The organism is Microtetraspora niveoalba, from assembly GCF_001570405.1.
GTDB classification, from domain to species: Bacteria; Actinomycetota; Actinomycetes; order Streptosporangiales; family Streptosporangiaceae; genus Microtetraspora; species Microtetraspora niveoalba.
On the sequence record NZ_BBYM01000003.1, the window covers coordinates 283,063 to 299,221 of the forward strand.

General features: G+C 70.8%; 14 protein-coding genes, 1 tRNA gene and 1 pseudogene. 10 read left to right on the plus strand and 6 right to left on the minus strand.

Translation table 11 applies throughout. The annotated features are described in order from the left end of the window. Position 1: 1 nt before the first annotated feature. The 3 genes from AWQ70_RS02700 to AWQ70_RS02710 form a co-directional block, all read right to left on the minus strand. The gene (locus tag AWQ70_RS02700; protein ID WP_067169611.1) at positions 2-541 is read right to left on the minus strand and encodes a cysteine dioxygenase; all 540 of its coding nucleotides are present in this window, start codon (positions 539-541) and stop codon (positions 2-4) included. Next, the gene (locus AWQ70_RS02705) at positions 538-1,584 is read right to left on the minus strand and encodes an amidohydrolase family protein (protein ID WP_176580228.1); all 1,047 of its coding nucleotides are present in this window, start codon (positions 1,582-1,584) and stop codon (positions 538-540) included. The genes AWQ70_RS02700 and AWQ70_RS02705 overlap by 4 nt, the downstream gene beginning before the upstream one ends. Positions 1,585-1,728: 144 nt before the next feature. Next, positions 1,729-2,103, minus strand: a complete 375-nt coding sequence (locus AWQ70_RS02710) for a phage holin family protein (RefSeq protein ID WP_067169614.1) — start codon at positions 2,101-2,103, stop codon at positions 1,729-1,731. 177 nt (positions 2,104-2,280) lie between these two features. Between AWQ70_RS02710 and AWQ70_RS02715 the strand changes: the two genes are divergently transcribed. The 7 genes from AWQ70_RS02715 to AWQ70_RS02745 all read left to right on the plus strand — a co-directional run bounded on the left by AWQ70_RS02715 (position 2,281) and on the right by AWQ70_RS02745 (position 8,398). Beyond that, complete coding sequence (locus tag AWQ70_RS02715) at positions 2,281-2,556, plus strand: hypothetical protein (protein WP_067169762.1); 276 nt, start codon at positions 2,281-2,283, stop codon at positions 2,554-2,556. Between the two features lie 69 nt (positions 2,557-2,625). Next, positions 2,626-3,306: a response regulator transcription factor gene (locus tag AWQ70_RS02720; RefSeq protein WP_067169617.1), complete on the plus strand. Its 681-nt coding sequence runs from the start codon at positions 2,626-2,628 to the stop codon at positions 3,304-3,306. Then, positions 3,303-4,373, plus strand: a complete 1,071-nt coding sequence (locus AWQ70_RS02725) for a HAMP domain-containing sensor histidine kinase (protein ID WP_067169620.1) — start codon at positions 3,303-3,305, stop codon at positions 4,371-4,373. Before AWQ70_RS02720 ends, AWQ70_RS02725 begins: the two co-directional genes overlap by 4 nt. A 1,331-nt stretch (positions 4,374-5,704) precedes the next feature. Further along, on the plus strand, positions 5,705-6,310 hold the full coding sequence (locus tag AWQ70_RS42235) for a hypothetical protein (RefSeq protein ID WP_306303389.1): 606 nt from the start codon (positions 5,705-5,707) through the stop codon (positions 6,308-6,310). A gap of 118 nt (positions 6,311-6,428) precedes the next feature. Next, positions 6,429-6,502, plus strand: a tRNA-Lys gene (locus AWQ70_RS02735). A gap of 424 nt (positions 6,503-6,926) precedes the next feature. Continuing rightward, positions 6,927-7,385 (plus strand): hypothetical protein, encoded by a 459-nt coding sequence (locus tag AWQ70_RS02740; protein ID WP_084516447.1) that lies wholly within the window; start codon positions 6,927-6,929, stop codon positions 7,383-7,385. 299 nt (positions 7,386-7,684) lie between these two features. Next, positions 7,685-8,398: a restriction endonuclease gene (locus AWQ70_RS02745; RefSeq protein ID WP_084516448.1), complete on the plus strand. Its 714-nt coding sequence runs from the start codon at positions 7,685-7,687 to the stop codon at positions 8,396-8,398. A 163-nt stretch (positions 8,399-8,561) separates the two neighbouring features. On the opposite strand, the gene AWQ70_RS42595 is transcribed toward AWQ70_RS02745, so the two are convergent. From AWQ70_RS42595 to AWQ70_RS02755, 3 genes and pseudogenes are all read right to left on the minus strand, one after another. Next, positions 8,562-8,798 carry a carbohydrate-binding protein gene (locus AWQ70_RS42595; RefSeq protein ID WP_505794131.1) on the minus strand — a complete coding sequence of 79 codons (237 nt, stop codon included), beginning with the start codon at positions 8,796-8,798 and terminating at the stop codon, positions 8,562-8,564. Continuing rightward, positions 8,793-9,299: pseudogene (locus AWQ70_RS02750) on the minus strand (lytic polysaccharide monooxygenase auxiliary activity family 9 protein); the annotation flags it as partial. The gene AWQ70_RS42595 and the pseudogene AWQ70_RS02750, both read right to left, overlap by 6 nt. Before the next feature lie 132 nt (positions 9,300-9,431). After that, positions 9,432-10,448 (minus strand): YeiH family protein, encoded by a 1,017-nt coding sequence (locus AWQ70_RS02755; protein ID WP_067169629.1) that lies wholly within the window; start codon positions 10,446-10,448, stop codon positions 9,432-9,434. A 90-nt stretch (positions 10,449-10,538) separates the two neighbouring features. Here AWQ70_RS02755 and AWQ70_RS02760 point away from each other — a divergent pair, with 90 nt between their 5' ends. The 3 genes from AWQ70_RS02760 to AWQ70_RS02770 all read left to right on the plus strand — a co-directional run bounded on the left by AWQ70_RS02760 (position 10,539) and on the right by AWQ70_RS02770 (position 16,138). Continuing rightward, positions 10,539-11,450, plus strand: coding sequence for a LysR family transcriptional regulator (locus tag AWQ70_RS02760; protein ID WP_067169632.1), 912 nt, complete (start codon positions 10,539-10,541; stop codon positions 11,448-11,450). 961 nt (positions 11,451-12,411) lie between these two features. Next, entirely contained in the window at positions 12,412-14,145 is a 1,734-nt protein-coding gene (locus AWQ70_RS02765) for a choice-of-anchor P family protein (protein WP_245646668.1), read from the plus strand. A gap of 217 nt (positions 14,146-14,362) precedes the next feature. Beyond that, positions 14,363-16,138, plus strand: a complete 1,776-nt coding sequence (locus AWQ70_RS02770; RefSeq protein WP_067169638.1) for an aldehyde ferredoxin oxidoreductase C-terminal domain-containing protein — start codon at positions 14,363-14,365, stop codon at positions 16,136-16,138. Positions 16,139-16,159 lie beyond the last annotated feature (21 nt).

Genomic DNA, 16,159 nt, shown 5'->3' on the forward strand with positions numbered 1-16,159 from the left:
CTCACGCCTGGTCGAGCGGGCGCAGCTCGTCCGCGTAGCTGACCGACAGCCGCCGCATCATCCCGTCGTCGCCGATGGAGTACTGCCCCAGCCGCCACAGCGGCGGCGAGTAGGCGTGGATCGACACGCTGCCGTGCTCGACCCCCGTCAGCCGGTGGATGTGGTCCGGGCCGAAGGAGAACGACTGGCCCGCGGTGACGGTCGTCTCCAGATGCCGTCCGCCGATCCTGGGGTTGCTCTCCTTGAGGGCGCCGTCGACCACGCGCACCGCTCCGGAGGAGACGTCGTGGTCGTGCCAGCCCGTGTCGTCCTCGGGCCGCCAGCACAGCAGCCACACGTCCACGTACGCGTCGCGATGGAGCGAGGCGTAGTGCCGGCCGCCGTCCTCGCTCCCCTCGAAGTTGAGGTGCTCCTTCCACAGCTCGGGCCGGGCTGCGAGGTCGTCGACGAGCGCCGCCAGCTCCCTGCGGTCCAGGGCGCGGGCCGGCAGCCGCTCGTATGGGGTGTCGCTCCCCGTCACCTCGACTGTGGGCGTGCTCATGACTGCGGTTCCCTTCGTGACGGCGGTTCCGGGCGTGGCCGCTCGTTGTCCTTCCGGTCGTGCTCTTGGTCCTGCTCGGGGTTCTGCTCTCGGTTGTGCTTCCGGCCGTGCTCTCGGTTCTGCTCGCGGTCGTGCTCGCGGTCGTGATCTCCGCGCAGGGGCCGCGGCGTCCCGAGCAGCCGCAGCGCGTTCGCGTGGCCGATCGCGTGCCGCGCGGCCTCGCCGAAGTCCGGCGACGGGGCCCGCGCGTACGGCTCGTCGGATCCGGTGACGACGACGTCGACGCCGAGCTCCCGGATCACCGCGTCGATGGCGCGCGGGCCGTACGAGGACGTCTCGACGAACGCGTCCGGGTCCACCCGCCCGCGCCCGGGCGCCCCCCGGTTGAGCGCGCGCTCCGAGTGGAGCGGCGCCAGCCCGGCGAGCAGGGCGAAGCAGACCCGCAGGCCGGGGTGCCGCGGCCGCCCCACGGCCTGGAAGGCGTACCAGGCCGCGTGCATCTGCTGTGCGTACGGCACGACCGGGGCCCACCAGGCCGGGCTCCCGTGCGGGACGGCGGCCGGTCCCGGATGGACGAACAACGGGAGGCCGCGCTCGGCGAGCACGTCGAGCAGCGGGGCCGCCGCCGCGAACCCCTCGGCGTCCAGCAGCCCGGTGGCCGGGAGCTGGAGCCCGGCGAATCCCCGGTCGAGGGCGCGCGACAGCCGTACGGGATCGGGGTCGGTCAGCGGGGCGGCGGCCCAGGCCCGGAAGGGGGCGGGCAGCCGGGTGGCTCCCGCATGGTAGGCGTCGATCAGCGGCCACGCGTCGTCCGGCGGCAGGTGCTCGATGCCGAGCGGGCAGGACAGGGAGACCAGGGCGAGGTCGAGCCCGGCCGCCCGCGCCGTCCGCAGGTCGAGGTCGTGGTCGTCCGGGTTCACCTCGTACGGCGGCTCGCCGTCCAGGAGGAGGGTCCAGCCGTCGAGGCGGGGCGGCACGGACCGTCGGCGCAGGGCGTCGAGGAACGACGGCGTCCAGAGATGCTGGTGGACGTCGATGCTCATCCTCACCCCCACGGTTCTCGTTATTTCCTACTCATAATATGGGTTAGCCGCGTGAGGGTGAAACGGTCGCGCCGCCCGGCGGCCGGAGGGCCGGCCGGGGCGGCGCGTGCGACGTGGGGATCGGGGACGGGGCGGGGCGTGCTGTCAGTCGTTGACGCGGAGGATCAGCTCCAGGACCCAGCTGATCACGCCGATCAGGAGCGCGCCCCAGAAGGCGGCCATGAACCCGTCGACGTGGAAGGGCAGGCTGAGCTGCTCGGACGCCCAGCCGGTGAGCAGGAGCAGGGCGGCGTTGACCACCAGCGCGAAGAGGCCGAACGTGAGCACGTAGAACGCGCAGCCCACGAACTTGATGACCGGCTTGATGACCGCGTTCACCAGGCCGAAGATCAGCGCGACCGCGAGCAGCGTGCCGATCTGTTTGGAGGTGGTGTCTGCGGTGAGCACGATGCCGTCCACCAGCTTGGTGGACGCCCACAGCGCCGCCGCGACGATCAGAATCTTGATGATGACCTTCACGTGATGGAGTCTTCCACGCCAGGGCACGCCGTGGGCATCGTCGATTCCCGGTAAAACCGGCCGCGGCCGCCCGGGGGACACGGGTGGGGGATGAGTGAGGAATCGTCCGTTTCTCATCGGACATCTTGCATTAATCGCCCCAAGTCTGGGGAAATCACCTCGATGGGGGTGGGAAGGATGGACGTGGAAGACCTTGAGCGGCTCTCCGCCAGGGAGCTGCACGACCGCGCCGTCCGTTATGCCGTGCGGCACGGTGACCTCGGGTTCCTCTGGCGCCTGCTGAAAGCGATTCCGGCGGCGGAGGCCGCCAGCGGGGACCGCGAGGAGAGCGCCAATGACCTCAGCAGGGTGTCCGCGCTGCTCAGCGACGCGATGGCGTCGGGTGAGGGCCGTCTGGGCGAGGCGTTGCGCCCCGTCTACATCGAGTACCTCGCCAAGCACCCCGACGCCTGACCACGCGGGTTATCGCGCGATGTTCCCGGAGTTCACGACTATTTCCGCTTTTCGGGTCATCATGGCACCGTGACCGGAACACGCGTCCTCGTCGTGGACGACGAGCCGGGGGTGCGTAACGCGGTGTCCCGCGCCCTCCGGCTGGAGGGGTACCAGGTCGCCGGAGCGGCCGACGGAGTGACCGCGCTGGCCTCGATCAGCGCGGTCGCGCCCGATCTGGTCGTCCTCGACGTGATGATGCCGCTGATGGACGGTCTGGAGGTCTGCCGCAGGCTCCGCGAGAGCGGCGACCGGACGCCCGTGCTCATGCTGACCGCCCTCGGAGGGGTCGGCGACCGCGTGACCGGCCTGGATGCGGGGGCCGACGACTACCTGATCAAGCCGTTCGCGCTGGAGGAGCTGTTCGCGCGGGTGCGCGCCCTGCTGCGCCGTACGGCCCCGGCCCGGTCGGTGACCCGCTTCGCGGACCTGGTGCTGCTTCCGGACAGCAGGCAGGCACGGCGGGGCCCGCGCACCATCGACCTGACGAGAACCGAGTTCGCGCTGCTCGACCTGCTCATGGCGAACGGAGGTCAGGTGCTCACCCGCGAGATCATCCTCGAACGCATCTGGGGATACGCGTTCACCCCCGGCTCCAACTCGCTGGAGGTCTACATCCGCTATCTGCGCAGGAAGACCGAGGCGGGCGGGGAGCCGCGACTGATCCAGACCGTGCACGGCCTCGGCTACACCCTCAGGGAGCAGCCGTGAAGCTCCGCTGGAGGCTCGCCCTCGCCTCGGCGCTGGCCGCCGCGATCAGCGTGATCGTCGCGATCGTCGCCGCGTACCTGATCACCTGCCGCAGGGTCGAGAGCGCGCTCGGGCACTACGAGGTGTGGCCGGACCGGCCTCCGGCCGGCGTGCTCGCCAGCCTGGGAGACGTCGACGATCTGAGCTGGCCGTTCTTCCTCGCCGCCCTCGGCGGGCTCTGCGTGGCGGGCGCCCTGGGCTGGCTCGCCGCGCACACCGGCCTGCGCCCCGTGGGCACGCTGAAGGACGCGGCCGAGCGGGTCGCCACGACGCGTGACCTCACCACCCGCATCGAGGTCGCGAAGGATGACGAACTGGGCAGCCTCGCCCGTAGTTTCAACGTGATGCTCGACGCGCTGGAACGTTCCGCACGCGCGCAGAAACGCCTGGTGGCGGACGCCTCCCACGAGCTGCGCACTCCGCTCACCGCGCTGCGGACGAACGTCGAGATGTTGATCAGGGGCGGGCTCGGACAGGAGGACCGCGACGAGGTCAGCAAGGCGGTGATGGCCGGGCTGGAGGAGCTGACCGTGCTGATCTCCGACGTGGTCGAGCTGGCCAGGGACGAGGAACCCGCCGCCATGGTCGAGGACGTACGCATCGACGAGGTCGTCAGGCGGGAGGTGTCGCGGGCCTCCGCCCACTGGCCGGCCGCGACGTACCGGGTGTCGGTGCAGCCGGCGGTGGTGCGGGGCGTGTCCGACCGGTTGTCCCGCGCGGTGGCCAACCTGCTGGACAACGCGGGCAAGTACAGCCCGCCCGGAGGGGCCGTCGAGGTGTGCCAGGCCGGAGGCGTGGTGACCGTGCGCGACCACGGGCGGGGGATCGCGCCCGAGGATCTGCCGCATGTCTTCGACCGGTTCTATCGTGCGCCGGGCGCCCGGTCGATGCCCGGTTCGGGGCTGGGACTCGCCATCGTGCGCCAGGTCGTGGACAGCCACGGAGGAAGCGTCGCGGCGAGCGCGGCACCCGGCGGAGGGACGCTCGTCCGGCTCGACCTGCCCCTGCACGGCCACCCCTCGACCTGACCCGGTGGGGGCTTCGGGAGCGCCCGGGCGTGCTTTCCGGCTCTCGACGGTTGGTCTTGCCCGGCGTGGTCCAAGGCCCGGGACCGAGGCGGAAACCCCACCCTGACATGACCCGTTCGTGGTGTGGCCCTCGCTAATGTGGAAGCAGGTCAAGGGGGCTGTGGCTCCACAAGTGAAGCTTTGCCGATAAGGACGCGGAGGGGGAACCGCGTCCGGACAGCGGGAACCGCCGGTGCCTTTGGGGAGGGTATCCCGGGCGGACCGCTTGAAGTCGGGGCCGGGCAGTTGGGGGACTGTCCGGCCCCGGCGCATGTCCGGGGAAAGTCGCGCGGATCCGCCGCGGTCGGCGTCCCGACGAGACCGCCACCGAGACGCCGCCGAGGACACGTCGAGGGCCTTGTCGAGGATGCGCCCGAGGACGTCGCCAAGGCGCCGCCGCTCCCGCCGCCCCCGGGGTTCTGTCCGGGAGTTCTCCCGGTTCCCTGTGGGGCCTTTCGACGGTTCGATTCGTCTTTCACATGAGCACCGTCTGTCCCTTCTTTCGATTCGGTCGCTCTTCTTTCGGCGACGGTTCCGATCAATCGAGGTCCGCGAATGCGCGGGCCTTTTCTCATGCCTGGGATCACTCCGTCCGGGCGGGCCGGAACGTTCATGCCCGAACGCCTCCCGGCCTTTCCCCCGCCCAGCCGCCGGGATGATCCGGGTGCCTTCCCGTCGTGTTCACAGCATGTGGATCATGCCTTGGGCGTCGCTGTGACCTGCGCCGCCGTGCGGTGCCGCCTGCCGCTCCCCGTGGTGGTTGCCGTCCGCTGTACAGGCGTGGCACGGCCTGGGGCCGCCCATGCCCCTGGTTTGCCTGCCGCGGCCTCCATTCAGAGATCGGCCCTTTGCCTTACCGGAAGCGCCCTTTGCCATGCCGTACACGGAAATGCCGCTGTATACGCGGCTTTCGGCATCCGCAGGTGACTCGCACCAGATCATCTATAGCCGATCCGGTAGATCTTTTGGGGTCTTTGCGTGATTTCGTTTGCTTTGTCATGTCTTGGTGTGTAGTGTCCATATTGCTGCCGACCGGTGGCTGGACTTTTCAGGAGAGGAGACCTTGCGGGAGACCCCCGCCTGACTCTGGCTCCGGGTCCTACGGCCCGTACGTCCGATACGACCATCGGCCCCCAGCCGATTCGTACAGCGCACTGAATGTGCATCTCAGTGGCGATCGACATCTCTCGACCCGCTCCGCGCCCCGTGCCCGGCCCGCCCTTGACCTCGCAGGCCTGATACACGACGCACGCGGCCGTCCCCTGTCGTCTCACGAAAGATCTCAATTCTTCATGAACACGCTGTTTGGCCTGCGCAACAACCGGAAGCTGACCGCTCTGACCGCCGTCGCCGGCGCCGCCTTCGTGGGCGTCACCGCGTTCGGCGCGACCGCGGCCAGCGCGGCCCCCGCCACGGTGGCCCCGGTGAACGCCGCTCACACCTCCCACACCGCCAAGGTCGCACAGGCTCCCGAGCAGAAGGAGCAGGCGCTCCTCCGGGGCAGCACCACCGGCTCGTACTTCTGGGACGACGCGTCGGGACGCCAGGGTGACACCGGCATGCCCGCCATCGGCAAGCCCATGCAGAAGGGGCTGTTCTCCAGCCCCAGCTGGCCTCTCGGCACCGAGGGCTACATCGTCTACAAGGGCAAGAAGGCGAAGTTCTTCATCGGCGACCGCGGTCCGGGCATCCCGTCCGACAACGGCGTCATGCTGGACATCGACGGCAAGACCTTCGCCGAGCTCACCGGCGGCACGTGGAACACCAACACGCTGACGGTCGAGAACAACGGCGGCGACGGTCACATCAAGATCGACTACGTCATCACCAAGTGGGGCAACGGCCCCGGCACCAAGGGTGCTCCCCAGCCCTTCTCCTCCGGTGCGTGGAGGGCGTGACCGAGTCCGGTCCGCCGGTCATTCCCTGAAGCTCGACGCTCCCTGGGCCGCGGCCCAGGGAGACGGCGACGAATGTGCGTGACGCCGTGGAGACTGCTAAGGTTACGAGCGTTCGCAGGCGCCGCTAGCTCAGTTGGTTAGAGCAGCTGACTCTTAATCAGCGGGTCCGGGGTTCGAGTCCCTGGCGGCGCACAGAACGAGAGCCCAGGTCGGCATAGCCGGTCTGGGCTTTCCGCATTCGATGGTCGCCATTTGCTGATCACCGCAGTGGCGTGACGCGCCCCGCCTTGATCGCGACGGTCGCTCGGCCGACCTGCGGTCTCCTCCTCGGACGGCATGTACGTTTCATCGGGCGCCGCGTCGCGGAGCTTCTCCAGTTGCTGGACGAGGTTCGCACGCCGGCCGAAATCCTGGTCGTCACATGATCGTCACGCCGTTCGCGGTGCGTGACCGGCAGCGAGGGGAGGTCTCGTCGGCGCGGATCGCCGCCGGCGCCCGGTTGCGCCTTCGGTCGGCACGTCCCTGACCTGAGTTTCGACCGTGTGCGGGGCACGGTCGGCGTCAGGGGATGTCCGGACCTATCCCGAAAAATCAGGACCGCACTAGCATGAGCGCCATGCATCCGCCGGTGCCACCCACCCCATGGATCCAGCCGCCCCCGCCCGTTCCTCCGGGGGCGCAGGCGCATCTCGTCCTCGACGTGAAGCGGCACTGGCTGAGCTTCATGCTGGCCATGATCACGCCGAAGATCGTCCTCAACGGCCATCAGATGCTGGGCCGGTGGGGACGCAACACGATCCCGCTTCCTCCCGGCCAGTACCATCTCCACGTCCACCTGCCCTATCTCCTCCCCGCGCAGATCGGTCCGGCGGATCTGACGATCTGGCTCCAGCCCGGGATGGCGCTCGAACTCGAGTACCGCGCCCCCATGTGGACCTACTCCAGAGGCGCCCTCGGCCCCGCGCCACAGCCGTGGAACGGGAAGGGTTGCGCGATCACGTCCCTGGCGTTCGCGGGCGGCCTGTTGGCGCTCCTGCTGGTGCTGATCGTCGTCGCGGTGCTCTCGGTCGGCTGACGCCGGGGAGGGGCTCATCACGGAGAGCCGTGCGCGGAGGCCCCCGGTCGTGCGCGGAACCCCGCACTTCCCGTCCTGGCAGCGTGCCGACGGGGCCGTCGCCGACCTCCGCCACCCTCATCGGTCACCGAGTATGCGCGAGTGACACCGGCAGGGAGTGACACAGGAAACCGCTGACGCTTAATCAGCGGGTCCGAGAACTTTCGCATCATCTGTCACATGAGTACCGGGTTCGCGGAAATTGTCAGTCCACAGGGTCAGAGTGAACGGCGACTCCCCAGCTTCCCCGGAGGCCACCGATGGCGCGACGACGTACCCCGGCCCGGCGACGATCACGGCGACGCCGGACAGACGCCGACTGGTTCTTATGGCTGGTCGCGGCGATCATCCTGGTCGTCGTGGCCAAATGGCTCATCGAGCTCGTCACCGCGAACTGGCCGCTGGTCATCGGAATCACCGTCGTTTCGGTGGCCGGCGTCATCGGAGCGATGGTGCTGCGATCCCGGATGCTCGAAACCCGGCGGCAGGAGTGGCTGAGGGACAACGCCCGCCTCGAGAAGGCCGACCGAATGACCGGCGATCAGTTCGAAGCCCTCGTCGAGGCCCTGCTCCGGCGCGAGGGCTTCCACAAGGTGCACCGGGTCGGCGGCAGCGGCGACGGCGGTGTCGACGTCGTCGGAGTCGCGGCTACGGGGAGCCGGTTCGTCGTCCAGTGCAAGAGGTGGACCAAGTCGGTGGGCTCACCCGAGATACGCGACCTTCTCGGCGCGCTTCACGCCTACCCCGGCCACCGGGGCGTCCTCGTCACCACGGCGAAGTTCACGGCTCCCGCCCGGCAGTGCGCGGCGGGAACGGACCTGATCCTGATCGATCGCGGTCAGCTCGCCGCCTGGCTGGCCGGCTCCTTCGTCCTCGACCCCGCCACCCATGCACCTTCCGGCCTCCGATCTCCACGCCGCCCCACGGCACGCCCCCAGGATGGCTTCGGCCTCGACGGCGCGCTCGGCGAGTAGGCGGTCACCTGCCCTTCCCCGCGTGGCCATCCGAGACACTCCCTCGTTGAGGCCCTGCTCCCAGCGACGGCGTACGGCACGAGACCCGGAACGGGCGGCGGGTGACGGGCCGGCCCCGCGTGTGGCTCCTCGGGAGAGCCGTACGCGGGGCCGAGTGACGAGGTCAGCTCAGCCGCTGCCAGAGCGCCGGGGTGTTCGGCGGCTCCCAGCCGGTCAGAGCGGTGTGGGCCTGGAGGCACCGGTAGCTCACGCTGCCGTAGGTGACCTGGTCACCCGGCTTGTACGCGGTGCCGGCCGCCCAGGTGCCGGACGGGTTGCTCGGGCTCGTCGTGGGGCTCGGGCTGGGGCTCGGGCTCACGGTCGGGCTGGGGCTGGGGCTGGGGTCGGTGCCGCCGCCCACCTGCAGGTCGATGCAGGAGTAGAAGGCGTTCGGGGTGTCGGCGATGTTCCAGATGGCGAGCACTTTCTGCCTGCCGGAGAAGCCGCCGAGGTTCACGCTGTGCGAGACGGTGGCGCCGGGCTGGCGCCCCCCGTCGTTGAACAGCGCGACCCGGGTGCCGCCGATGTAGTACTCCCACGTGCTCGTGGCGTGGCGGGCGGTCAGCACCCAGTTGAACGTGACGCTGTTGCCCACGCGGGTGGTCGGCCACGCCTTGCTCTCGTCGTCGAGCTGGGCGAAGCGCGCGTTTCCGCCGCTGCACGACCGCAGGCCCTTCGGGCCCTCCACGCTCTGCGGCTCATAGATGATCTCGCCGCAGTTCGCGACGCGACCCTCGGCGCACATGGCCTGCCTGCTGGCGGGCGACGACACGTAGCCGTGGGCCAGGGCCGGCGAGGCGAGGAACAGGGTGCTCCCGCCGGCGACGATCGCCGACGAGATGAAGATGACCGCTTTTCGCATGTCACACTCCTTCTTGCTGGGGGGTAACCCTCAACATAAAGGAAAGTTTCCTAACAGTAAATGTCTCCGTTACCTCATTCGCCGATTGTTGTCGAGAGGCCGGAGCTCCCCTCTCGATCGCAGAGGGCCCTCTCAGAGGGCGATCAGCACCCCCGCGTACGCGAGCCCGCCGATGAGCAGCCACGAGGCGAACCCCAACGCGAGCGCCCGCGGCCCGGTACGGCGCAGCGAGGCGAGGTGGACACCGGTGCCCAGACCGAACATCGCCGCGGCGAGCAGCCACGTGTCGAAGGTCTTGATCGCGTCGAGGGCTCCGGGGGCCAGCAGGCCGGTGCTCCGTACGGCGACCATGGCGAGGAAGCCGACCACGAACAGCGGCACGATCGGAGGACGTTCGCCGCCCGCGACGGCGGTGCCCGCCCGGCGGCGCGCGATGCCGACGCCGGCGAGGAGGGGGGCCAGCAGCGCGACCCTGGTCAGCTTGACGACGACGGCCGCGCCCAGAGCGCCAGGAACGGTCGCCGCGGTCGCGACGACCTGGGAGACCTCGTGGACGCTCGCGCCGGTCCACGCCCCGAACGTACGCGGGTCGAGGCCGAGCGGCCCCCGCAGGAGCGGCAGCAGGAAGATCGCGAGAGTGCCGCAGACGGTCACCAGGCCGATGCCCGTGGCGACGTCCTCCTCGTCGCTTTCGGAGACGCTGTTCATCGCGGCGATCGCCGCCGCGCCGCATACGGCCGATCCCGTGGCGATGAGGAGCGACTGCCCCGGCCGCACCCCCATCCGCCGGCCCAGCCACTGAGTGCCGAGGAACGTCGCGACGGTGACGACCACGACCGCGCCGAGCATGGGGCCGCCCAGCCCGAGTACGTCCGACACGGCCAGTTGGAGCCCGAGCAGGACGACCCCGGCACGCAGGACCTGCTTCGCGGAGAACCGCGTACCGGCGCGGGCCCACGGGCGGATCAGCCCCGAGTTGGCCGCGACCACCCCCAGCAGGATGGCGCCGGTGAGGATCCCGATCGCGGGGACGAGCCGGTTGAGCAGGACGGCGAGCACGACGGCGGCGACGGTGAGCGCGAGCCCCGGCAGCAGCGGGACGACCCGCGAGGCGGGTGCCGGAGGCGCCGCCCGTTCATCGGTGATCAACTTTCCTCCACTTCGTTGTGTTCACCACGGTTCCGTCGCGGATGGCCGCTCGCTAGCCGGAAGATGGCGACGGATCCATAGAATGTTTCTATGAGGCTGAACCGCTGGCCCGATCTCGAGGCGCTCGCCCTGCTGGTCACGGTGAGCGAGCTGGGCGGGGTCGGCCGCGCGGCCCGGCAACTCGGCATCTCCCAGCCGTCGGCGAGCAGCCGCCTGCGGACCCTGGAGCGGCGGCTCGGCGTGCCGGTGCTCCAGCGCCTGCCCGTGGGGTCCCGGCTGACCGCCGAGGGGCAGATGGTGGTCGACTGGGCGCGCGAGGTGCTCGGCGCGGCCGACGCCCTGATGACCGGCGTCACGGCGATGCGCCGCGAGCGCGGCGCCGCGCTCCCGGTGGCCGCGAGCATGACCGTCGCCGAGTACCTGGTGCCGGGCTGGCTCATCGCGCTGCGCCCGGTCGAGCCGGACGTCACCGTCGGGCTGCAGGTCGTGAACTCCGCCCGGGTCGCCGAGCTGGTGCTGGCGGGCGAGGCGGAGATCGGGTTCGTCGAGGGGCCGTCGTTGCCGGTCGGCCTCGCCTCCCGGCTGGTCGGACGGGACCGGCTGGTGGTCGTCGTCTCGCCCGGGCATCCGTGGGCCCGGCGTCGTACGCCGTTGCGCCCACGCGAGCTGGCGGCCACGCCGCTGATCGTCCGCGAGCCCGGATCGGGGACGCGGATCACGTTCGAGACCGTGATGGAGCGTCACGGGCCGCTGGCCGAGCCGCTGCTGGAACTGGGCTCGAACTCCGCCGTTAAGGTGGCGCTCGCCTCCGGTGCGGGGCCGGCCGTGCTCAGCGAGCTCGCCGTGGCCGACGAACTCGCCGACGGCAGGCTGCTCGCGGTGCATCCGGAAGGCGTCGATCTCCAGCGGAAACTGCGCGCCGTCTGGATCGAGGGGCGGCGGCTGGACGGCCCCGCGCGCTCGCTGCTCACCCTCGCCGCGCGTCGTCCTCTCGGATCCTGACAGTCGCGGGGCGTGGGCCTCCTGACGCCCGCGCATCGCGGATCTCGCCGGAGCACGGGTCAACCGGCTCTCGGGTCCGGTGGGCGGTTCCCGAGCCTTCATACGTTCCCGTCGATCACGGTGCGCTCGCGAAGTCCGGTCGCTTTTCCGGGCAGGGTCGCCGCTCGGTTCTCCGTCCTTTCCGGCGACCCGTTCCCTCTGAAGTCGCCGTACGGCTTCGACGCGCGTAGGCGGGATTTCGTTCACCGGCTTTCTCGTGTTTTCCGGATTCATTTCGGCGCCGGTCGGCGGTTCGCGCGGGGTGTGTCCGAAATCATGTGTGCGTAAATATGTCCCCGATATGGAGTTCCAGGCATTGTCTGAACGAGGGACGGTGAGCGTCATGTATGGGTCGCCCGCGTATGGAACGGCTCTGGATCCGTCCTCCGGTACGGTCGGCGCCATTTTCCGCTTTCACGGAAACGGCAGGTCGGGGCCCCAGGTAAAGGTGGAGACTAGTTGGCGGCCAGCCGTTGACAGCCTGTCGGGCGCGGGTCATTTTTGCTGAGGAACACATCGATCATACGGCTCGCGCGGCCGGATGATAATCACGGATTCACGCGGTTGAATCGTACGGTCCCGGCTGTGCGCCGGCCGTATATCTGGGCCGTATATCAGGGGTCGTATATCCGGCGCGTCCCGGATTCGGGTCCGGCGTACGCGGTCGCTGTTTCGGGGGCGCATCCGGTCGTGCGGGGGAGTCGGCGGAGTTCGCGGAGTTTCCGGAGTTCGCGGAGATTCTGCGGCTGGGGCACCGCGTTTACGGCCCGGTGTCATGGCCCAGTGCTGCGGCCCGGTGCGGTCGATTCGCGGGCGGGGCCGGGGCCGTACGCCGGAAACATCGGCCCGATGAACCGCGTGGTGATTGTTTCGATGCCGTTCCCGATCCGACGGATTCTCGATATCTGGAGGGGATTCTCTGGTGAACGAATCGCAGGCGCTCGGGCGTGGATCCCGCGCGATGAAGCGCGCACTGGCCGGCACGGCCGCGCTCGCCCTGGCCACCGCGCTGGCGGCGGTGGGGCAGAGCGGCATCGCGACGGCGGAGGCCGCTTCTCCCGGCGAGCCGAAGGATCCGAAGGTGGTCTTCACCGAGGACTTCGAGAACGACCAGGGGGCCACGCCCATCCTGGTCACCGATTACACCGGGGCGGCGCCGATCGGGCAGACCTACGACGCCGACCCCGCCTGGCTGACCGGGTGCAACGGCTGGATCACCTCGCTCCAGCAGCCCGGCACCGGCCCCGCGGGCGCCGGTTGCGGGAACTGGTGGACGTCCGCCCAGCAGATGGCCGGCGCGCTGGGTCAGTGGGCGGGTGGCGACAAGGCGAAGAACCACGCGGTCACGGCGTACACCAGCGGGAACCCCGGAGCGAACAAGACGCAGCTCGAGACCAGGAAGCCGGTCGACGTCGGCGCCGCGGGCCGGTTCCTGACCTTCTCGGTCGACGTGGCGGAGGTCAACTGCTACGCCGAACACGCCAAGCTCGGCTTCTACCTCCTGGACGGCGACAAGGCCGTGCCCACCTTCACCACCCCGATCGACCCGTGCTCGAACCCCGGAGGCACGGTGAACGGGGTCCCGGTCGGCACGTACACCAGCAATGGGCCGGTGCTGTTCGACGGCTCGACGCTGGGCCTGCGGCTGGTCAACTTCCAGGGCAGCGGGTACGGCAACGACGCCGCGTTCGACAACGTCCGCGTCCTGGACGTCACCCCGCAGCTCGACGTCGCCTTCGACCCCGGCCAGGTCGAGGTGGGCGGCACGTCCACCATGACCCTGAGGGTCACCAACACGAGCGAGCTGGCGGTGAAGAAGGGCTGGTCGTTCACCGAGCGGCTTCCCGACGGGCTCACCCTGACCGGCGCGCCTCCGGTGACCGACTGCGCGGACGCCACGGTCACCGCGGTCTCGGGCGGCGGGAAGATCGGCGTGACCGGCACCCTCGCGGCCGGCGCGAAGTCCTGCGGTGTCACGGTCAAGGTGACCTCGGCGCGCGCGGCCACGTACACCGTGTGCGCCGAAGACGTGGTCGAGCACGCCGGAGTGAACCTGCCGGAGTGCGCCCGGGTGCGGTTCGTGCCGCCGGTCCTGGTGTTCGACGCCCACGCGCACGGCGGCCGCGTCACCGCGCCGCTGATCGACATCGCGCCGCTGGCGCCGTCCGACCTGTCCTGCAGAGAGGCGGCGGGAGACGACCGGCACAAGCTGCTGAGCGCCGGTCTCGGCCAGCTCGGCTCGCTCGGGGTCATCGACACACGCGCGACCGGGGCGGTCGACCCGGACGGGCGCCGCACCGCGACGGCGTCGGCCACGACCAGCAAGCTCAGCCTGCTCGCCGGTCTCGTCACCGCTGACGAGATCACCGCCTTCGCCCGCGCCCGCGGCGACGACGCGGGCCGTGTGACCGCCGACGGCAAGGTGGACATCACCAACCTGAAGGTCAACGGCGTAAAGATCACCGATCTGAAGACCGACCTCACCATCGACGTTCCGCTGGTGGCCAAGGTCGTGATCAATGAGCAGGTGCGGACCGGCGGAGGCGGCGGCATCAAGGTCAACGCCATCCACATCCGCACGCTGGCCGGTGTCGACATCATCGTGGGCCACGCCCGCGCGTCGCTGATCCGGCCGGGACAGGCCTGTCCCGCCTGACGTCCCCGCTCGTATGGCCGCGCCGTCCCCGCCGGGCCGGCGCGGCCTTCCGCGTCCCCGGCCCGCCGTCTTCCGCCCCTGGCGCGGTGGGCCACGGTTCGCGGTGTGATGCGCCGCACGCTGGTGGTACGCGGGTGACACCAGTGGAAAGAATGCGGTTTTTGAGTAGTTTGTCTGGCGCCGGTTTCCTTCCCGATCCCGCTCAGGAGCGCCTCCCATGTTCATCGCCGTCGATCTGGCCACCGGAGCCGTCGAACATGAGGACGTTCCGGACGGGAGTGACCGGCTCGGCGGATCGATCCACGGGCTCCGGCTGCTCACCGACCGCTGCCCCAGCCGGATCGACCCGTACGCCCCCCGGGCCCTGCTGTACGTCGCGGCCGGGATCATGGGCGGGGCGCCGGGGCCGGGGCTGGCGAAGGCGGTCTTCCTGGCCAAGTCCCCGCTGACCGGCGTGGTGGGGGAGGCGCACGCCCTCGGCCCGTTCGCGTCCGGTATGCGGGCGGCGGGGATCGAGGCGCTGGCGGTGACCGGACGCGCCCCGCGGCTGTCGTACCTGCTGGTCGAGGACGGGCGCGTCACCCGGCACGACGCCGAGGAGTTGCGCGGGCTCGGCACGGCCGCCACGACGGACGCGCTGCGCGCCAGACACGGCGCGGGCGCCCACGTCGCCGCGATCGGCCCGGCGGGGGAGAACCTCGTCCGGTACGCGAGCGTGGTGACCGATCACGCCTATCCCGCCGCCCGGTACGGCCTGGGCGCGGTCTTCGGCGCGAAGAACCTCAAGGCGATCGTCTGCGCGGGCGACGTCCCCGTCCCCGTGGCCGATCCGGAGCGGCTGTCGGAGATCGCCGCGTATTACCGGGGCTCGCTGGCGGCGAATCCGCTCGCCGCGCTCCAGCACGGGGAGCCCGGCTTCGCCGGCTGGACCGGTGACACGCCCGACCCCGGCCATCTCGCCGTGCGGAACTTCTCCGTCACGGGAGAGAGCGGCCTGCGGACGCCCACGGCGGAGGACTTCCACGGGCGGGCCGTGGCGACGCGGGGCGGCTGCCCCGGCTGCCCCAACGACTGCCTCAAGACGTACGGCCCGCCCGGGTCGCCCGTACGCGGATCGGGCGGGCTGGGCCAGGAGGCGTTCCCGTCCCTCGGCTGGAACCTGGGCGTCGACGACCTCGACGCGGTGCTCGACGCCAACGCGCTCTGCAACGACCTCGGCCTCGACCAGGTCTCGCTCGGAGGAACGCTCGCCTTCGCGATGGAGTGCGCCGCCCGCGGCCTCCTGCCCGGAGGGCCGTCCTTCGGCGACGCGGCGGCGCTCCCCGGCCTGGTCGGGGACGTGGCGGCGCGCCGCGGCCCCTTCGGCGACCTGCTGGCCGAGGGGTCCGCCCGCGCCGCGCGGCTGATCGGTCCGGACGCCGTGCCGTACGTGATGGCGGTCAAGGGGGCGGAGCTGCCCTGCTTCGACCCGCGCGTCCAGCCGGGGCTCGGGCTCGGATACGCCGCCGCGCCGATCGGGCCGCGTTACGACGCGCTGGAGCACGACCTGGACTTCGATCCCGAGTCGGGCCTGCCGTACTGCTTCCCGGAGGCGGCGCGGGTCGGGGTGACCCCCGAGGCGGCCGGTGTCCTGGACGCCGGTCGGGGTCGCCGCACGGCGCGGCTGCTCCGGCTGTGGAGCGCCCTCGACGCGCTGAACATCTGCGTCTTCGCGAGCACGCCCACCCGGCCGCTGACGCTGGACCATCTGGTGTCGCTGGTCACGGCGGTCTCGGGGACGGAGTTCACCGTGCGCGACCTGCTCGCCGCCGGGCAGCGCAGGCTCGACCTGATGCGCGCGTACGCGGTGCGCGAGGAGGGCGGGCCGGACGAGCTGCCCGGCCGGTTCCACGACGAGCCGGTCGCGGCGGGCCGGCACGCGGGCGCGGTGTTGCGGCGCGACTCCTTCGCGGAGGCGCTCGCCGCCTTCTACGAGGAGCTGGGCTGGAGCTGACGGCCATCCACGCGTGCGGGG

Coding starts and splice junctions, on each gene's coding strand:
- AWQ70_RS42235 (WP_306303389.1), top strand. CDS start 5,705: ATGAACACGCTGTTTGGCCTGCGCAACAACCGGAAGCTGACCGCTCTG.
- AWQ70_RS02715 (WP_067169762.1), top strand. CDS start 2,281: ATGGACGTGGAAGACCTTGAGCGGCTCTCCGCCAGGGAGCTGCACGAC.
- AWQ70_RS02745 (WP_084516448.1), top strand. CDS start 7,685: ATGGCGCGACGACGTACCCCGGCCCGGCGACGATCACGGCGACGCCGG.
- AWQ70_RS02705 (WP_176580228.1), bottom strand. CDS start 1,584: ATGAGCATCGACGTCCACCAGCATCTCTGGACGCCGTCGTTCCTCGAC.
- AWQ70_RS02770 (WP_067169638.1), top strand. CDS start 14,363: ATGTTCATCGCCGTCGATCTGGCCACCGGAGCCGTCGAACATGAGGAC.
- AWQ70_RS02700 (WP_067169611.1), bottom strand. CDS start 541: ATGAGCACGCCCACAGTCGAGGTGACGGGGAGCGACACCCCATACGAG.
- AWQ70_RS02760 (WP_067169632.1), top strand. CDS start 10,539: ATGAGGCTGAACCGCTGGCCCGATCTCGAGGCGCTCGCCCTGCTGGTC.
- AWQ70_RS02740 (WP_084516447.1), top strand. CDS start 6,927: ATGCATCCGCCGGTGCCACCCACCCCATGGATCCAGCCGCCCCCGCCC.